Source organism: Microbacterium sp. 05T445 (assembly GCF_056395865.1).
On sequence record NZ_JBFTKJ010000001.1, the window covers coordinates 1473500 to 1489762 of the forward strand.

The 16263-nt window shown below is 67.6% G+C and carries 15 protein-coding genes and 2 tRNA genes; 9 read left to right on the plus strand and 8 right to left on the minus strand.

The annotated features are described in order from the left end of the window. Positions 1 to 26: 26 nt before the first annotated feature. Genes rsmG through rpmH form a run of 6 tightly spaced genes read right to left on the minus strand, consistent with a single transcriptional unit; the run spans position 27 to position 3225 of the window. A complete protein-coding gene (rsmG, locus tag AC1DDU_RS07085; RefSeq protein WP_477433459.1) occupies positions 27 to 650 on the minus strand; it encodes a 16S rRNA (guanine(527)-N(7))-methyltransferase RsmG in 624 nt (207 codons plus the stop codon). A 45-nt stretch (positions 651 to 695) separates the two neighbouring features. Next, a complete protein-coding gene (locus AC1DDU_RS07090) occupies positions 696 to 1214 on the minus strand; it encodes a Jag family protein (RefSeq protein WP_477432470.1) in 519 nt (172 codons plus the stop codon). Positions 1215 to 1251: 37 nt separating this feature from the next. Beyond that, positions 1252 to 2382, minus strand: coding sequence for a membrane protein insertase YidC (yidC, locus tag AC1DDU_RS07095; protein ID WP_477432471.1), 1131 nt, complete (start codon positions 2380 to 2382; stop codon positions 1252 to 1254). Positions 2383 to 2390: 8 nt separating this feature from the next. Continuing rightward, positions 2391 to 2747 carry a membrane protein insertion efficiency factor YidD gene (gene yidD, locus AC1DDU_RS07100; RefSeq protein ID WP_477432473.1) on the minus strand — a complete coding sequence of 119 codons (357 nt, stop codon included), beginning with the start codon at positions 2745 to 2747 and terminating at the stop codon, positions 2391 to 2393. Then, on the minus strand, positions 2744 to 3079 hold the full coding sequence (rnpA, locus tag AC1DDU_RS07105; protein ID WP_477432474.1) for a ribonuclease P protein component: 336 nt from the start codon (positions 3077 to 3079) through the stop codon (positions 2744 to 2746). The genes yidD and rnpA overlap by 4 nt, the downstream gene beginning before the upstream one ends. A gap of 8 nt (positions 3080 to 3087) precedes the next feature. After that, positions 3088 to 3225 carry a 50S ribosomal protein L34 gene (gene rpmH, locus AC1DDU_RS07110; RefSeq protein ID WP_022879826.1) on the minus strand — a complete coding sequence of 46 codons (138 nt, stop codon included), beginning with the start codon at positions 3223 to 3225 and terminating at the stop codon, positions 3088 to 3090. 310 nt (positions 3226 to 3535) lie between these two features. Here rpmH and dnaA point away from each other — a divergent pair, with 310 nt between their 5' ends. The 7 genes from dnaA to AC1DDU_RS07145 all read left to right on the plus strand — a co-directional run bounded on the left by dnaA (position 3536) and on the right by AC1DDU_RS07145 (position 13629). Beyond that, positions 3536 to 4972: a chromosomal replication initiator protein DnaA gene (gene dnaA, locus AC1DDU_RS07115; protein WP_477432477.1), complete on the plus strand. Its 1437-nt coding sequence runs from the start codon at positions 3536 to 3538 to the stop codon at positions 4970 to 4972. Between the two features lie 481 nt (positions 4973 to 5453). Beyond that, a complete protein-coding gene (gene dnaN, locus AC1DDU_RS07120) occupies positions 5454 to 6611 on the plus strand; it encodes a DNA polymerase III subunit beta (protein ID WP_477432479.1) in 1158 nt (385 codons plus the stop codon). A gap of 37 nt (positions 6612 to 6648) precedes the next feature. Further along, positions 6649 to 7851, plus strand: a complete 1203-nt coding sequence (recF, locus tag AC1DDU_RS07125; RefSeq protein ID WP_477432481.1) for a DNA replication/repair protein RecF — start codon at positions 6649 to 6651, stop codon at positions 7849 to 7851. Next, positions 7844 to 8392 (plus strand): DciA family protein, encoded by a 549-nt coding sequence (locus AC1DDU_RS07130; protein ID WP_477432483.1) that lies wholly within the window; start codon positions 7844 to 7846, stop codon positions 8390 to 8392. Before recF ends, AC1DDU_RS07130 begins: the two co-directional genes overlap by 8 nt. Positions 8393 to 8514: 122 nt before the next feature. Next, positions 8515 to 10548, plus strand: coding sequence for a DNA topoisomerase (ATP-hydrolyzing) subunit B (gene gyrB / locus AC1DDU_RS07135; RefSeq protein ID WP_477432485.1), 2034 nt, complete (start codon positions 8515 to 8517; stop codon positions 10546 to 10548). 49 nt (positions 10549 to 10597) lie between these two features. Further along, a complete protein-coding gene (gene gyrA, locus AC1DDU_RS07140) occupies positions 10598 to 13228 on the plus strand; it encodes a DNA gyrase subunit A (protein WP_477432487.1) in 2631 nt (876 codons plus the stop codon). Beyond that, a complete protein-coding gene (locus AC1DDU_RS07145) occupies positions 13225 to 13629 on the plus strand; it encodes a DUF3566 domain-containing protein (protein ID WP_477432489.1) in 405 nt (134 codons plus the stop codon). Before gyrA ends, AC1DDU_RS07145 begins: the two co-directional genes overlap by 4 nt. Before the next feature lie 62 nt (positions 13630 to 13691). Here AC1DDU_RS07145 and AC1DDU_RS07150 read toward each other — a convergent pair whose 3' ends face one another. Beyond that, entirely contained in the window at positions 13692 to 14417 is a 726-nt protein-coding gene (locus tag AC1DDU_RS07150; protein ID WP_477432491.1) for a VIT1/CCC1 transporter family protein, read from the minus strand. Between the two features lie 74 nt (positions 14418 to 14491). Between AC1DDU_RS07150 and AC1DDU_RS07155 the strand changes: the two genes are divergently transcribed. Then, positions 14492 to 14565 (plus strand) — tRNA-Ile (locus AC1DDU_RS07155). Between the two features lie 11 nt (positions 14566 to 14576). Next, positions 14577 to 14649 (plus strand) — tRNA-Ala (locus AC1DDU_RS07160). A 59-nt stretch (positions 14650 to 14708) separates the two neighbouring features. Here the strand turns inward: AC1DDU_RS07160 and AC1DDU_RS07165 are convergent. After that, positions 14709 to 16202 carry a glycosyltransferase family 39 protein gene (locus tag AC1DDU_RS07165; RefSeq protein WP_477432493.1) on the minus strand — a complete coding sequence of 498 codons (1494 nt, stop codon included), beginning with the start codon at positions 16200 to 16202 and terminating at the stop codon, positions 14709 to 14711. Positions 16203 to 16263: the final 61 nt, after the last annotated feature.

Consider the following 16263-nt stretch of genomic DNA (forward strand, 5'->3'; position numbering starts at 1 on the left):
TCACGTGAAACGCTCCGACGACGCCCTCAGCGGACGGTGGCTCGGATCACACGGGAGGGCTCTGCGAGCACCCCGTCACCCACGACTTCGACACGAGCGTCGGTGACCTTGAACTTGCGGAGCTGCTTCTCGGCCGCTTCGATCTCGTTGGCAGCACTGGTGCCCTTGAGCAGGATCAGCTCGCCGCCGTCACGAACCAGGGGAGCGGTCAGGGGAACCAGCGTCCGCAATGCGCTCACGGCACGGGCGGTGACGGCATCCAGAACCGGGCCGCGTTTCCAGTCCTCCGCGCGCGCACGCAGGACTTCGACGTTGTCGAGTCCGAGCTCCTCGACCTGCTCCGACAGCCAGGCGACGCGGCGCTCCATCGGCTCGATGAGGATCCACTCCACGTCGGGACGCGCGATCGCGAGCACGAGACCCGGGAGTCCGGCGCCCGATCCCACGTCACCGACACGTCCCGAGAACAGCGGGGCGATGACGGCGCTGTTCAGGATGTGCCGCGACCACAGTCGCGGCGGCTCCAGCGGACCGATGAGTCCGCGCTCCTCGCCGTGCCTGCCGAGGGCGTCCGCGAATCGGCGCGCGACATCGATCCGCGCGCCGAAGATCTCGGCGGCGGCCGCGGGTTCCGGCTCGATCTCGATCATCGCTGCGTCGCCAGACTCACTCATGTTTCACGTGAAACGTGCGGCTCAGCCGCGACGGATGACGGTGTGGCGGTCAGCGCCCTCGCCATAGGACTCCGAGACGAAGCCCCGCTCGGCCACGATGTCGTGGACGACCTTGCGCTCATAGCTCGACATCGCGGGCAGCGAAGCCTGCGACGCGCCGTCCTCCAGTCGCGCGATGGCGCGATCGACCAGTGCGGTCAGCTCGTGCTGGCGCACGTCGCGCGACCCGCCGATGTCGAGGATCAGTCGCGAGAAGCGCCCGGTGCGGTTCTGCACCGCGATGCGGGTGAGCTCCTGCAGCGCCTGCACCGTGTCGGGCGCCGCAATGAGGGCGACCGATCCGCCGACGGGAGCCTCGACCGAGACGTAGGCGCGTCCGGCGCGCACGTCGAGGTCGAGATCACCGTCGATGTCGGCGATGTCGAGCAGACCTTCGATGAAGTCGGCGGCGACGTCGCCTTCTTCCTCGAGCTGTGCGACGGTGGCGGGAACCCGCTCGTCGCGCGTGTCGACGGGGGCGAACTCAGGGGACGTGGTCATGGCGTGGTCCTCGTGTGGAGTCGTGTCTGATGCGGAGTCAGGATGCCGAGCCCGAGCCGGCGGATCCCGGTTCGGTCTCGCCCGGCTTCTGGCCCGGTTGCTTCTGCGCCTGCTTCTTGGCGCGCTGCTTGCTCACCGGCTGCTGACGCTTGGGCGCGGTGGCCTTCGCACGCTCGGCCTCTTCGTACAGGCGCTGCTGCTCGGCGACGTACTTCTCCATCGGAACGACCTTGCCTGAGGCGTCGATCGCCTTGCCCTTGCGGGCCAGACGCTCTTCGCGTGCCTTGGCGGCATCCGAGCCGGGAGTGGGCATCTCGCGGATGACGAGGAACTGCTGACCCATCGTCCACAGGTTCGACACGAACCAGTAGATGACGACGCCGAGCGGGAAGAACACGCCCGAGAAGATGAAGCCCAGCGGCAGGATGTAGAGCATGATGCGCTGCATCTGGTAGGCCTGGCCGGTCTTGGCCTCGGGGGAGAGGTTCTTCGAGATGATCTGCAGCTGCGTGAAGAACTGCGACGCGATCATCAGCACCACGAGCGTGATGAGGATGGCGATGGCCGGGGTGTTGCCTGTCTGGAAGGCCTGGATCAGCGTCTCGTGCAGCGACGCGACGCCGAACAGCTTCGCGTTGTAGAACTCCTGCGTGAGCTCCGCGTTCAACAGGCCCACGCCACCGATGCCGGCCTGCGCGTGCTTGCTGACGTCGTTGAGCACGCTGTACAGCGCGAAGAACACCGGCATCTGCACGAGCAGCGGAAGGCAGCTGGAGACCGGCGTCGTGCCGTGCTTCTTGTACAGCGCCATCGTCTCGCGGCTCATCGCCTCACGAGAGAGCTGGTCGCGCTTGCCCTTGTACTTCTCCTGAACTTTTCGCAGTTCAGGAGCGATTTCCATCATCTTGCGCTGGCTCTTGATCTGCCGCACGAACAGCGGGATCAGAGCAGAACGCACGACGACCACGAGGCCGACGATCGACAGCACCCAGGTCATGCCGTCGGCAGGCGGCATCCCGATAGCAGTGAACAGCCAGTGCCAGAAGACGAGTACCGCCTCGACCGCCCACTTCAGCGGCCACAGGATGATCCCGAAGAGATCGAACCCTCCGCCGGTCGCGCCTGGAGTGGGCGAGGGGGTGGAGGCCAGGGCTGACAAGAGATCCATGCGGTGGATCAGTCCTTTCCGGTGGGGGCGGGCACGACGAACCCGTGGCGGGTCAGCGCATGCCGGAAGTTCTTGCGGGGCGGCACGTCATCGACGCCGCCGACCGCCCAGGGGTGGCACCGCGCGATGCGCGCGGCGGTCAACGCCGATCCGACGACGGCGCCGTGCTGCTGCACCGCGCCGACGGCGTACGCCGAGCATGAGGGGTAGTACTTGCAGACGTCGCCGTAGGTGTGCGAGATCGTCGCCCGGTACCCGTGGAGGAACGCGAGAACCGCGTTGCGGGGGAGGAGGGGGATGCTGCGAAGCAGACCGGATGCCTCGAACTCGGCGGTTCCGAGGGCGTAGGCGGGGAGGACGCTCATGCGGCCCTCCGTGCGAGGCACTTCGCGACGTCGGTGCGCAGCTCCGCGTAGGAGGCGGAGGCGGCACTGGGCAGCGCGCGGATCACGACGTCACTGCCGGCCGCGACGGAGTCGATCGACTCGTAGCACAGCGCCTTGAGGCGGCGACGCACGGTGTTGCGCACGACGGCGCCGCCCACCTGGCGGCTCACGATGAAGCCGAACCGCGCCGGACCATCGGTCACGGCGCGGTTGACATAGGTCACGGTATGCGCTCCGGCACAACGACGACCCCGACGGACAACGGCCTTGTACTCCGCTCCGCGGGTCAGTCGGTTCGGCCTCGCGAGCACCGCTCGGCTCAGGCCGAGAGCTCGGTGCGCCCCTTGGCGCGACGAGCCGAGAGGATGGCGCGGCCGGCGCGCGTGCGCATGCGGGCGCGGAAGCCGTGCTTCTTGGCGCGGCGACGGTTGTTGGGCTGGAAGGTGCGCTTGCTCATGGGGACTACTTCCGATCAGGTGTCACCGGGACGCTCGAGACCGGGGACGTGTGTACAGGGGCGACTGCCACGAGGGCATAAGTCAACCGATTAAGGCTACGTCGAGACGCCCGAGAACTCAAACCGAGCGCGGAACGTGTCATTATCCACCGGTGGTGCGTCGGGCCCTGGCACCGACACGCAGGCCGGTTCTACAGTGGAGTTTGCTCACGCGACGCATCCTGACTTAGCGTGGCTCCGGCAGTTATCCACAGGCCTGGACCGACGTTTCCGCGGCCTCCGGTGGAATCATCAACAACCCGGGGGGGCCATGACACCGCACGAAGTTCCAGATGTACCGGTCTGGACGGCCGTTCTGGACGAACTCGTGCGGGATGACCGCATCACTCCGCAGCTGCACGGCTTCATCAGTCTCGCCGTTCCGCAGGGCGTGATGGGCGGGACTCTCTACCTCGACGTCCCGAACGACCTCACCGCCGCGCAGTTCACCAAGCGCATGCGCGCGCCGATCCTCGAGGCGCTCACGCGCGTCGTCCAGGACGGTCAGAACCCGGCGTCGACGTTCCGCGTCGTGGTGAACCCGGATCTCGCCGACGCCCACGCGACCGCGCCGATCCCGATCACGACCACAGCCTCGCCGGGCACCCAGACCGCGCCGCCGATGGGCCGCCCGCCGCTGGAGGAACCGGGGGAGCCGGCATCCATCTCGCGCAGCGACACCCGCCTGAACCCGAAGTACACCTTCGACAATTTCGTCATCGGCCAGTCCAACCGCTTCGCGCATGCCGCCGCGGTCGCAGTGGCCGAGGCTCCGGCCAAGGCGTACAACCCGCTGTTCATCTACGGCGACTCGGGACTGGGCAAGACGCACCTCCTCCACGCCATCGGCGAGTACGCGATCAGCCTCTACGCCGGCATCAAGGTGAGGTACGTCTCGAGCGAGGAGTTCACGAACGACTTCATCAACTCGATCGCGAACAACCGCGGCTCGGCGTTCCAGGCGCGCTACCGCGACGTCGACGTCCTCCTGATCGACGACATCCAGTTCCTGCAGGGCCGCGCCGAGACCCAGGAAGCCTTCTTCCACACGTTCAACCAGCTGCACGACCACGACAAGCAGGTCGTGATCACCAGCGACGTGCCGCCGAAGCACCTGACCGGCTTCGAAGACCGCATGCGCAGCCGGTTCGAGTGGGGCCTGATCACCGACGTGCAGGCACCCGACCTCGAAACCCGTATCGCGATCCTCCGCAAGAAGGCGCAGTCCGAGCGGCTGCACATCCCCGACGAGGTGCTGGAGTACATCGCCACCGTCGTCTCGAGCAACATCCGCGAGTTGGAGGGCGCACTCATCCGCGTCTCCGCTTTCGCGAGCCTGAACCGTTCGACCCTCGACATGTCGCTCGCGCAGACGGTGCTGCGCGACATCGTCGATCAGGACGACGCCAACGTCATCTCGCCGACCGACATCATCACGGCCACCGCGCAGTACTTCAAGCTCACCGTCGACGACCTGTACGGGTCCAGCCGGTCGCAGTCGGTCGCCACGGCACGTCAGATCGCGATGTACCTGTGCCGGGAGCGCACGAGCCTGTCGCTGCCCAAGATCGGGCAGCTCTTCGGTAACCGCGACCACACCACCGTCATGTACGCGTACAAGAAGATCAGCGAGCTCATGAAGGAGCGCCGGTCGATCTACAACCAGGTCACCGAGATCACCGCACAGCTCGGTCGAAACGGCCGCTGACAGCTCCGTACACCCTTCGATGGGCCCGCGCGTCACGACGCGCGGGCCCATTCGTGCATATGCCGGAAGAAGTTCTTGACACCGACTCCGAGCAGGGCCATCATTCCGGTTCTTCACAGTGTGGAAAACCTGTGGATAACTCCCCGAGACTGCGGAAACCGCTGTGAATGGCTGTGGCAAGCCTGTGGATGGAATCCGGATGCCGGCGGTCGCGGCATCCGTCGTCCCGAACCCCGTCCGCACCCCGTCCACAACTCACAAAGTTGTGATTCCCATCTCTCGACTGGTGTCGCGGAGGTTGTCCACAGTTTCCACAGCCGTTAACACCATGACAAGAAATCTCTGTGATGAAACCTGTCCGATCACCTTCGGGACCGCGACCCGGTCTCACCGCACACCGGACTGGCGATCCTCGAGCCTGGCGCTACCATGAGAACCCCGAGCCCGAAGTTTTGTCGGGACCGCTGCAGAGGGAGCGTTCGTGAAGTTCCACGTCAATCGCGATGTGTTCAGCGAAGCCGTATCGTTCGTCGTCAAACTCCTGCCGCAGCGCAATCCCCAGCCGATCCTCGCGGGCGTGCTGATCGAGGCATCCGATCAAGGCCTGTCGCTGGCGGCCTTCGACTACGAGGCCTCCGCGCGCACCACCATCGAGGCCACCGTCGACGAGCCGGGCACGATCCTCGTCCACGGCCGGCTGCTCTCCGACATCGCCAGCCGCCTGCCGAACGCACCGATCCAGATCGAGGTCGACGACGACGGCGGCATCCTGCTCACATGCGGTTCCGCGCGCTTCACGCTGGCGTCCATGCCGGTGCAGGAGTACCCGGCGATCCCCGAGGTCACCGGTGACTCGGGACTCGTACCCGCCGAAGACTTCGCGACCGCGATCGCGCAGGTCGCGTTCGCCGCATCGCGCGATGATGTCACCCCGGTTCTCACCGGCGTGCAGCTGGAGGTCTCGGGAACGAGCCTCAGCCTCGTCGCCACCGACCGCTACCGCGTCGCGCTGCGCGAGATCCCCTGGGACGGCGGCGGCACGGCATCCGACGAGGAGTCGACCACGGCACTCGTCCCGGCGCGCACGCTGACCGAGGTCGGCAAGACCTTCGCGCACGGCGGCGACATCTCGATCGCGTTCTCCGGTTCGGGCGACCGCGAGATCATCGCCTTCACCGCCGGCAACAAGACCGTCACGTCGCTGCTGATCAAGGGCAACTTCCCGCCGGTGCGGCGTCTGTTCCCCGAGCAGACCGAGCACCACGCGGTCGTGAACACCGCAGAGCTCGCCGAGGCCGTGCGCCGTGTGTCGCTGGTGCTCGACCGTTCCGCGCCGCTGCGGTTCACCTTCACGGCCGACAGCGTGTCGATGGATGCCTCGGGCACCGAGCAGGCGCGCGCCACCGAGTCGGTCGACGCCACCCTCCTGGGCGGCGACGAGGTGACCCTCGGCCTGAACCCGCAGTACCTCCTGGAGTCGCTCGGCGCCGTCAAGAGCGAGTTCGTGCGCATCACGTTCACCTCGAGCGACAACGCCAACAAGCTCAGCCCGGTGCTCATCACGCCGCAGACGTCGGTCGATCGCGCGGGTTCGGACTCGTTCCGCTACCTGCTGCAGCCCAACCTGCTGCTGCGCTGACCCCGCGAGCGTCGGACGCGATCATTAGGCTTGACCGGTGATCGTGGAGCACCTGAGTCTGGTCGACTTCCGCAACTATGCGGTCGCCGACGTCGAGCTCGGCCCCGGTCCCAACGTGTTCGTCGGCCGCAACGGCCAGGGCAAGACGAACCTGGCCGAAGCCATCGGCTTCTTCGCCACCCTCGGCTCGCATCGCGTGTCCAATGACGCCCCGATGGTGCGCGACGGTGCGGATGCCGCCATCATCCGCGCGCGGCTGGCCCACGGCGACCGCCGGGTGCAGCTGGAGGCGCAGGTCAATCGGCAGGGCTCGAACAAGGCGCGCGTCAACGGCGCTCCCGTGAAGCCCGCCGAGCTCCCGCGCTATGCGCAGGTCGTGCTCTTCGCCCCCGAAGACCTCCAGATCGTCCGCGGCGACCCGTCGTCGCGACGCCGCTTCGCCGATCAGCTCCTGGTGCAGCGCGCCCCACGCATGGCCGGCGTCATCGCCGACTACGAGCGCGTACTCAAGCAGCGCACTGCGCTGCTGAAGTCCGCGAAGGCGCGGGGTGTCCGCGGCGACGCGCTGTCGACGCTCGATGTGTGGGACGACAAGCTCGTCGCCCTCGGTACGCAGCTCATCGCGGCGCGGGTCGCGCTGGCCGCCGACCTCGCCACGCCGCTCGCGGCCGCGTACACCGCGATCGCCGGCGCCGACCACAACCCAGAGATCGAATGGGCGCTCTCCGTCGCCGGTGCCGAGACCGACGACGATGACGACGCGGCGCCGGCCACTGCCGCTCCCACGTCTTCCGGCGCGACGGATGCCTCCACCGCACGCATCGCCGAACTCTTCCGTCAGGCTCTCGCGGCCAAGCGCACCTCGGAGCTGGAGCGCGGGCTGACGCTGGTGGGGCCCCACCGCGACGATCTGCTGCTGCGGATCCGCGGCCTTCCGGTGAAGGGGTACGCCTCGCACGGCGAATCGTGGTCGGTCGCGCTGTCGCTGCGGCTGGCCTCGGCCGAGCTCCTGCGCGCCGACTCGCGTCTGGGCGATCCGGTGCTCATCCTCGACGACGTCTTCGCCGAGCTCGACACCGATCGCCGTGCCCGCCTCGCGCACCTCGCCGCCGACTACGAGCAGGTCGTGGTGACCGCCGCGGTCGAGGGAGACGTCCCCGAGGGGCTGCGCGCGCGCATGGTCCGTGTCGAAGCCGGCCGCATCCTGGAGTACGTGGACGCGGGGGCGAGCGGTGCCTGAATCGGCAGACGCGCCGCGGGACGCGGCATCCGGAACACCCGCGAAGGACGGCTCGTTCGACCGCACGGCCGTCCCCGAGACGATCGCGACGTACCTGAGGCTGCGCGGACTCGAGCCGTCGGCACGGTCCTACCGCAAGCGCCGCCGGCGCACCGTCGACGACGTGAACATGCCGTTCGCGCCCGGGCGGGATCCGCGCGGCGTGGGCGATGTGCTCTCCGACCTCACCCGCGAGGCCGGATGGGACGCCCAGCTCGCCCGCGAAGACGTGGTGCGGGCCTGGGACGAGGTCGCCGGTGCGGACACCGCGCGGCACACGCGTCCGGTGGCCTTCTCGGAGGGCACGTTGACGGTGCAGGCCGACTCCACCGCATGGGCGAAGCAGCTCCAGCTGATGCGTGCGCAGATCCTCTCGGAGATCGTCCGGCGATTCCCTGAAGCGGGAGTCGACGCCGTCCGCTTCATCGGGCCTGACGTCCCCTCCTGGAAATGGGGTCCCAGAACGATTCCAGGGCGCGGCCCGCGCGATACCTACGGATAAGTCACCTCAGGAGCCGTCCGATCGCATTTCATGGCCTTACACGGGCGTAGAGCGCTGTGATCGGGTCGTTACCCGATAGACTGTCGGGGCACCCTGTCGAAGGATCTGGAGCCCTCGCGAAGATGACGTCTGACAACCCCGATAACGCCTTCGAGGAACCCGAAACGCCTGATAAGGCTCCCAGCGACTACGGGGCAGACGCCATCCAGGTGCTCGAAGGGCTCGAAGCGGTCCGCAAGCGCCCGGGCATGTACATCGGTTCGACCGGTGAGCGGGGCCTGCACCACCTGGTGTACGAGATCGTCGACAACTCCGTGGACGAGGCCCTCGCCGGGTTCTGCGACACCATCAACGTCACGATCCTGCCCGACGGCGGCATCCGCTGCGTCGACAACGGTCGCGGCATCCCCGTCGACATCCACCGCACCGAGGGCAAGTCGACCGTGGAGGTCGTGCTCACGGTGCTGCACGCCGGCGGCAAGTTCGGCGGCGGCGGGTACGCGGTCTCGGGCGGTCTGCACGGCGTGGGCTCGTCGGTCGTGAACGCGCTGTCGACGCGCCTCGAGGTCGAGGTCAAGCGCCAGGGTCACGTGTGGCGCCAGTCGTATCGCGACGGCGGTCAGCCGCAGGCGCCGCTCGCGAAGGGCGAGCCGACCGAAGAGACCGGCACCATCATCGAGTTCTGGCCCGACGACACGATCTTCGAGTCGGTGAACTTCGACTACGACACGCTGCGCACCCGCTTCCAGCAGACCGCCTTCCTCAACAAGGGCCTGCGCATCACGCTGTCCGACGAGCGCCCCCAGTCCACCTATGTGGCCGATGCGGAGGGCGGCGGCTCCGAGGAGCGTCAGCCGTTCGACGACTTCTACTACGAGCGCGGCCTCGTCGACTACGTCGAGTACCTGAACAAGGTGCGCCACGCGGACGTCGTGAACGACGAGATCATCGAGATCGAGTCCGAGGACACCGTCCGGCACATCTCGCTCGAGCTCGCGATGCAGTGGACGACGAGCTACACCGAGAACGTCTTCACCTTCGCGAACACGATCAACACGCACGAGGGCGGCACGCACGAAGAGGGCTTCCGTGCGGCGATGACCACGCGCATCAACGCGTACGCGCGCGAGAAGAACCTCCTCAAGGAGAAGGACGACAACCTCACCGGCGACGACATCCGCGAGGGCCTCACCGCCGTCATCTCGGTCAAGCTCTCCGAGCCGCAGTTCGAGGGTCAGACCAAGACCAAGCTCGGCAACACCGAGGCGAAGGCGTTCGTGCAGAAGGTCGTCGGCGACCAGCTCGCCGACTGGCTCGACCGCAACCCGCTGCAGGCCAAGCGCGTCATCACGAAGGCCATCGACGCCGCGACCGCCCGCATGGCGGCGCGCAAGGCGCGCGAGACCGCCCGCCGCAAGAGCGTCTTCGAGTCGGCGGCCATGCCCGACAAGCTCAAGGACTGCACCAGCAAGGACCCGTCGATCAGCGAGATCTTCCTCGTCGAGGGAGACTCAGCCGGCGGCTCGGCGGTGTCGGGCCGTGACCCGCACACGCAGGCGATCCTCGCCCTCCGCGGCAAGATCCTCAACGTCGAACGCGCACGACTGGACAAGGCCCTGGCCAACAAGGAAGTCCAGGCGATGATCCAGGCCTTCGGCACGGGCATCGGCGAGGACTTCGACATCGACAAGGCCCGCTACCACAAGATCGTGCTGATGGCGGATGCCGACGTCGACGGCCAGCACATCACCACGCTGCTGCTGACCATGCTGTTCCGCTACATGCGCGGCCTCATCGAGGCGGGCTTCGTGTACCTCGCGATGCCGCCGCTGTACCGCCTGAAGTGGACCAACGCGCCGCACGAGTACGTCTACTCCGACAAAGAGCGCGACGCGCTCCTTGCGGATGGGCTCGCGAACGGCAAGCGGATCCCGAAGGACTCCGGCATCCAGCGCTACAAGGGTCTGGGCGAGATGAACGCCAAGGAGCTGTGGGAGACCACGATGGACCACCGCACGCGGACGCTCCGCCAGGTGACCATCGACGACGCCGCCGCGGCGGATGAGATCTTCTCGGTCCTGATGGGCGAGGACGTCGAGTCCCGACGCACGTTCATCCAGCGCAACGCCAAGGACGTCCGCTTCCTCGACATCTGACGTTCCGTCAGGTTCAGGGACCGGTCTACAGAGAACACGAGAGACAGACATGGCAGAAGACGAGCGTCCCGACGCGAACGCCGGGCACGAGCACGGCCGCATCGATCAGGTCGACCTGCAGCTGGAGATGCAGCGCAGCTACCTCGACTACGCGATGGCCGTCATCATCGGCCGCGCGCTCCCCGACGTGCGCGACGGCCTGAAGCCGGTGCACCGCCGCGTGATCTACGGCATGTACGACGGCGGCTTCCGCCCCGACAAGTCGTTCTCCAAGTGCGCGCGCGTCGTCGGCGAGGTCATGGGGCAGTACCACCCGCACGGCGACACCGCGATCTATGACGCGCTCGTCCGCCTCGTGCAGCCGTGGTCGCTGCGCTACCCGCTGGCGCAGGGCCAGGGCAACTTCGGCTCGCCCGGCAACATGGGCGCCGCCGCCCCCCGGTACACCGAGACGAAGATGGCTCAGCTCGCGCTCGAGATGGTGCGCGACATCGAAGAAGAGACCGTCGACTTCCACGACAACTACGACGGCCAGACGCAGGAGCCTTCGGTGCTGCCGGCGCGCTTCCCGAACCTGCTCGTCAACGGCTCGGTCGGCATCGCGGTCGGCATGGCGACCAACATCCCGCCGCACAACCTCCGCGAGGTGGCCGCCGGCGCGCTGTGGGCGCTCGAGCACCCCGAAGCCACGCGCGAGGAGCTGCTCGACGCCCTCATGGAGCGCATCCCCGGCCCCGACTTCCCGACCGGCGCGCAGATCCTCGGCACCAAGGGCATCCGTGAGGCGTACCGTACGGGCCGCGGCTCGATCACGATGCGCGCGGTCGTCGCGATCGAAGAGATCCAGGGCCGCACGTGCCTGGTGATCACCGAGCTGCCGTACCAGGTCAACCCCGACAATCTCGCGGTGAAGATCGGCGATCTCGCCCGCGACGGCAAGATCACCGGCATCGCCGACATCCGCGACGAGACCTCCGACCGCACCGGCCAGCGCCTCGTAGTCGTGCTCAAGCGCGACGCCGTCGCCAAGGTCGTGCTGAACAACCTGTACAAGCACACCCAGCTGCAGGAGAACTTCGGCGCGAACATGCTCGCGATCGTCGACAACGTGCCGCGCACGCTGTCGCTCGACGGGTTCATCTCGCTGTGGCTCGAGCACCAGATCGACGTCATCGTCCGCCGCACCGCGTATCGCCTCCGCAAGGCCGAAGAGCGCATGCACATCCTGCGCGGCTACCTCAAGGCGCTGGACGCGCTGGACGAGGTCATCGCGCTGATCCGCCGATCGCCCACCGTGCAGGAGGCGAACGAAGGACTGCAGAAGCTCCTCGAGATCGACGAGATCCAGGCCGACGCGATCCTCCAGATGCAGCTGCGTCGCCTGGCAGCCCTCGAGCGCCAGAAGATCATCGACGAGGCCGCCGAGCTCGAGCGTCAGATCGCCGACTACCAGGACATCCTCGCCACCCCGCAGCGTCAGCGCGACATCGTGCGCGAGGAGCTCACCGGCATCGTCGACAAGTTCGGCGACGAGCGCCGCACGCACATCCTGCACGGCTTCGACGGCGACATGTCGATGGAGGACCTGATCCCCGAAGAGGAGATGGTCATCTCCGTCACGCGCGACGGCTACATCAAGCGCACGCGCAGCGACAACTACCGCCAGCAGCACCGCGGCGGCAAGGGCGTCAAGGGCGCGCAGCTGCGCGCCGACGACGTGGTCGAGCACTTCTTCGTCACGACGACGCACCACTGGCTGCTGTTCTTCACGAACAAGGGCCGCGTGTACCGCTCGAAGGCGTATGAAGTGCCTGAGGCCGGGCGCGACGCCAAGGGCCAGCACGTCGCGAACCTGCTCGCGCTGCAGCCCGACGAGGAGATCGCGCAGATCCTCGACATCCGCGACTACTCGGTAGCGACCTACCTCGTGCTCGCCACCCGCAGCGGGCTGGTGAAGAAGACGCGCCTCACCGAGTACGACACCAACCGCCAGGGCGGCATCATCGCGATCAAGCTCCGCGGGCAGGTGCCTGAGGAGGGCGACGAGGTCGAGGCCGGCCCCGACGACGAGGTCGTCAGCGCGCTGCTGGTCGACGAGGGTGACGACATCCTCCTCATCAGCCGCCACGGCATGTCGCTGCGCTTCTCGGCCACCGATTCGGCGCTGCGCCCGATGGGCCGTTCGACCTCGGGCGTGAAGGGCATGGACTTCCGTGCCGGCGACAGCCTGCTCTCGGCATCCGTCGCCGCCGACGACGGTTACGTCTTCGTCGTGACCGAAGGCGGCTATGCGAAGCGCACCGCCGTCGACCAGTACCGCGTGCAGAACCGCGGCGGACTGGGCATCAAGGTGGCCAAGCTGAGCGAGGATCGGGGCGATCTCGCGGGCGGTCTGATCGTCTCCGAGGACGATGAGGTCTTGGTGGTTCTTGCCAGCGGCAAGGTGGTACGCTCTGCCGTGGCCGAGGTCCCCGCCAAGGGCAGAGACACGATGGGTGTCGTGTTCGCCCGCTCCAGCGACGACGATCGCATCCTTGCGATCGCGCGCAACGGCGAACGGGGCCTCGCTGAAGAATCCGAGGACGCATCCGCCGACGACGCCGAGACGGCGCCGTCGTCCGAGACCCCCATCGGCACGGATGCCTCGGCCGAGACCCCCGAAGAGAGCACTGACGCATGAGCACAGTAGCCGACAAGCTCGCCAAGAAGTCGAGTCACAAGACCAGCGCCAAGCAGGTTCGCCTGCGCCTGGTGTACGTGGACTTCTGGTCCGCAGTGAAGCTGTCCTTCCTCGCAGCGATCGCGATCGCCGTGGTGACCGTCGTCGCCTTCGTGATGGTGTACCTGGTCGTCCAGACCACGGGCCTGATCGCCAAGGCCGACGAGTTCTTCGCGAGCTTCTCCGACGGCAGCATCCTGTTGTCGACGTTCGTGAGCTTCCCGCAGGTGCTGGCGTTCTCGGCGGTCGTCGCCATCCTGAACCTCGTGGTCGTCACGGTGCTCGGCGCCGTGATCGCGGGCATCTACAACCTCGCCGTCAAGGTGACCGGCGGCCTGCTGGTCGGCTTCACCTCGAACTGACGCGCAACGCGAGAGCGCCGGCATCCGAGATTCGGATGCCGGCGCTTCTGCGTTGCGGTCGCCTAGACGACCGTGGTGCCCAGCAGGGTGCCGATCAGCCACGTCACCACCAGCGCCAGCGCCCCGCCGATGACGAGGCGGGTCGCAGCGCGTGCGCGTGGTGCGCCGCCGAGCGTCGCTGAGATGGTGCCTGTCGCGGCGAGGGCGATCAGCACCGCGACGAACGTCACCGGCACGCGCCACTCCGGCGGCGGGAGCAGGATCGCCAGCAGCGGCAGCAGCGCGCCGATCGTGAAGGAGACGGCCGACGAGAGCGCCGCGTGCCATGGGTTGACGAGGTCGTCCTGGTCGATGTGCAGCTCGACCTCGAGGTGTGCGGCGAGGGCATCGTGTGCGGTGAGCTCGGCGGCGACCTGGCGTGCGGTGGCGTCGGTCAGTCCGCGATCGCGATAGAGCTGTGTGAGCTCTTCGAGCTCCTCGTCGGGCATGTCGCGCAGCTCGCCGCGCTCCTTGGCGATGAGCGCGCGCTCCGAGTCGCGTTGACTGCTCACCGACACGTACTCGCCCAACGCCATCGAGATCGCGCCGCCGACGAGTCCGGCGATGCCGGCGGTGAACAGCGCCCCGGTATCGGTGGTCGCGCCGGCCACGCCGACCACGAGCGCCGCGACCGACACGATACCGTCGTTCGCGCCGAGGACGCCTGCTCGCAGCCAGTTGAGGCGCTGTCCGAGACGCGCGCCGTGAGGTTCATCAGGATGGGTCGTCTCCGCCACGGCTCCAGTCAATCAGCCCGATTCGTGAAATCGGGTCGCGTCGGGTAAAGTCTTGGAGGTTGCCGGACGCAGTTCCGGTGACAGACGGGGCTATAGCTCAGGCGGTTAGAGCGCTTCACTGATAATGAAGAGGTCCCAGGTTCAAGTCCTGGTAGCCCCACATCAAGCCCCGGGGCCTTAGCTCAGTTGGTAGAGCGCCTGCTTTGCAAGCAGGATGTCAGGAGTTCGAATCTCCTAGGCTCCACAGAATCAGAAACCGGTTCCCGCAGCGGGACCGGCTTCGTCGTCTTCCTGGCCCCGTTCTCAGCGCTCGTACATCACGATCGTCGACCGGTTCGTCTCGAACTCGGTCACCGCGGTGAAGCCGCGCGATCCCAGGGCATACGGCGCCACCTGGAGCTCTCCGGACGCGGGACGCCGTGCCGTGACGAGCCAGAGCCGGTCGATCCCGTCCAGCCGCGACCCGAGCCGGTCGAAACCGAGCGTGATGTCGGAGAAGCCGCCCGTCGTCTTGAAGGAGCGGACGAACGCGACGTCCGTCGTGTCCGCGAACGCGGCGGGGTAGGCGGAGAGCGCCAGCCGAGGCTGCGTGTTGCCGAAGTTGGGATCCTCCAGGAACACCCCGTCGCCCGGCTCGGCATGCCGCTGGATGTAGTCGGCGATCTGGGCGAGATCGCTTCCGTCGTTCTTGGCCAGTGGCGTGCGCTGGGCGACGTAGCCGGGTGCGCACGCCAGTGCGAGAGCAGCCACCAGCAGCCATGCCACCGGTTTCAGCGGCGTGATCGTTAAGGCCAGAGCGAGCAGCACCGCGACCGCCGGCACCGCGAAGGACAGGTAGCGGGGCGTGAACACCGAGCCGACCGCGGCATCCGCCATCAGCAGGATCAGCCAGGGGATGAAGAACCAGGCCAGTGCCAGACCGAGCAGGCGCCGTCGTGTGGCCGAGAGCCGGCGCGCGAAGCACAGGATCAGCACGAGCGCGACCACGCACGCGCCCGTCGCGACGTCACGGGACAGCTGGAAGGCGGGCTCCGTCAGCAGCCCCCACAGGTCTCGGCGGGGCTGGTAGGCGATCCAGGAGATCTGATCCTTCTGACGCATGCCCGCCTGGACCAGCGGAAGCGAGGCCAGACCGGCGAGCAGGCCGGCCGTCAGCCACGAGAGGATGACGCGGCGTCGGCGGTGGTGGCGCCAGAGGTGGAACCCGTGGACCAGGATCAGCAGCAGGGAGTACAGGAAGATCGCAGCCCCGACGATCAGCAGGGCCGTGTAGACCACCCACCAGCGACGACGTCCACTGCGCACCGCGACCAGCAGGACGACCGTGGTCCACACCGCGACCGCCGCACTCATGGCGTAGGAGCGTGCCTCGGCGCCGATGAACGTGACGTGCGGCAGCACCGCGAAGACCGCACCGGCGATGACCGCGACGTGCAGGCTCGTGAACATCGACACCAGGACGACCAGGCCGGCGGCCGCCGCGCCGACGGCCAGCGCCGAGAGCGAGCGGGTGGCCGGCTCCGACTCGCCGAAGAGGCCCATCCAGACCTTCATGAGTGCGTAGTAGCTGACGTGGACGACGTCGATGTGCTCGGTGAAGGCGAACAGCTCCCGCCAGCTGAGCCGGGCGGCCATCACCGTGGCGACCTCGTCGAACCAGTACGAGGGAACCCACGATCCGGCGAGGGAGACGGCGAACGCGACGACGCCGACAGCGGCCGCACCCCGGTTCCGCAGCACCGGACGAGGGGTCCCCCGGCCCAGCGACGTCTCCGGCGCGATCGACGCTGTGCGCACAGGGCTCCTCCCTCAGATCCCCTGCGAGGATATCGACTCCTCGCTCGCCGGGTGCGACGAT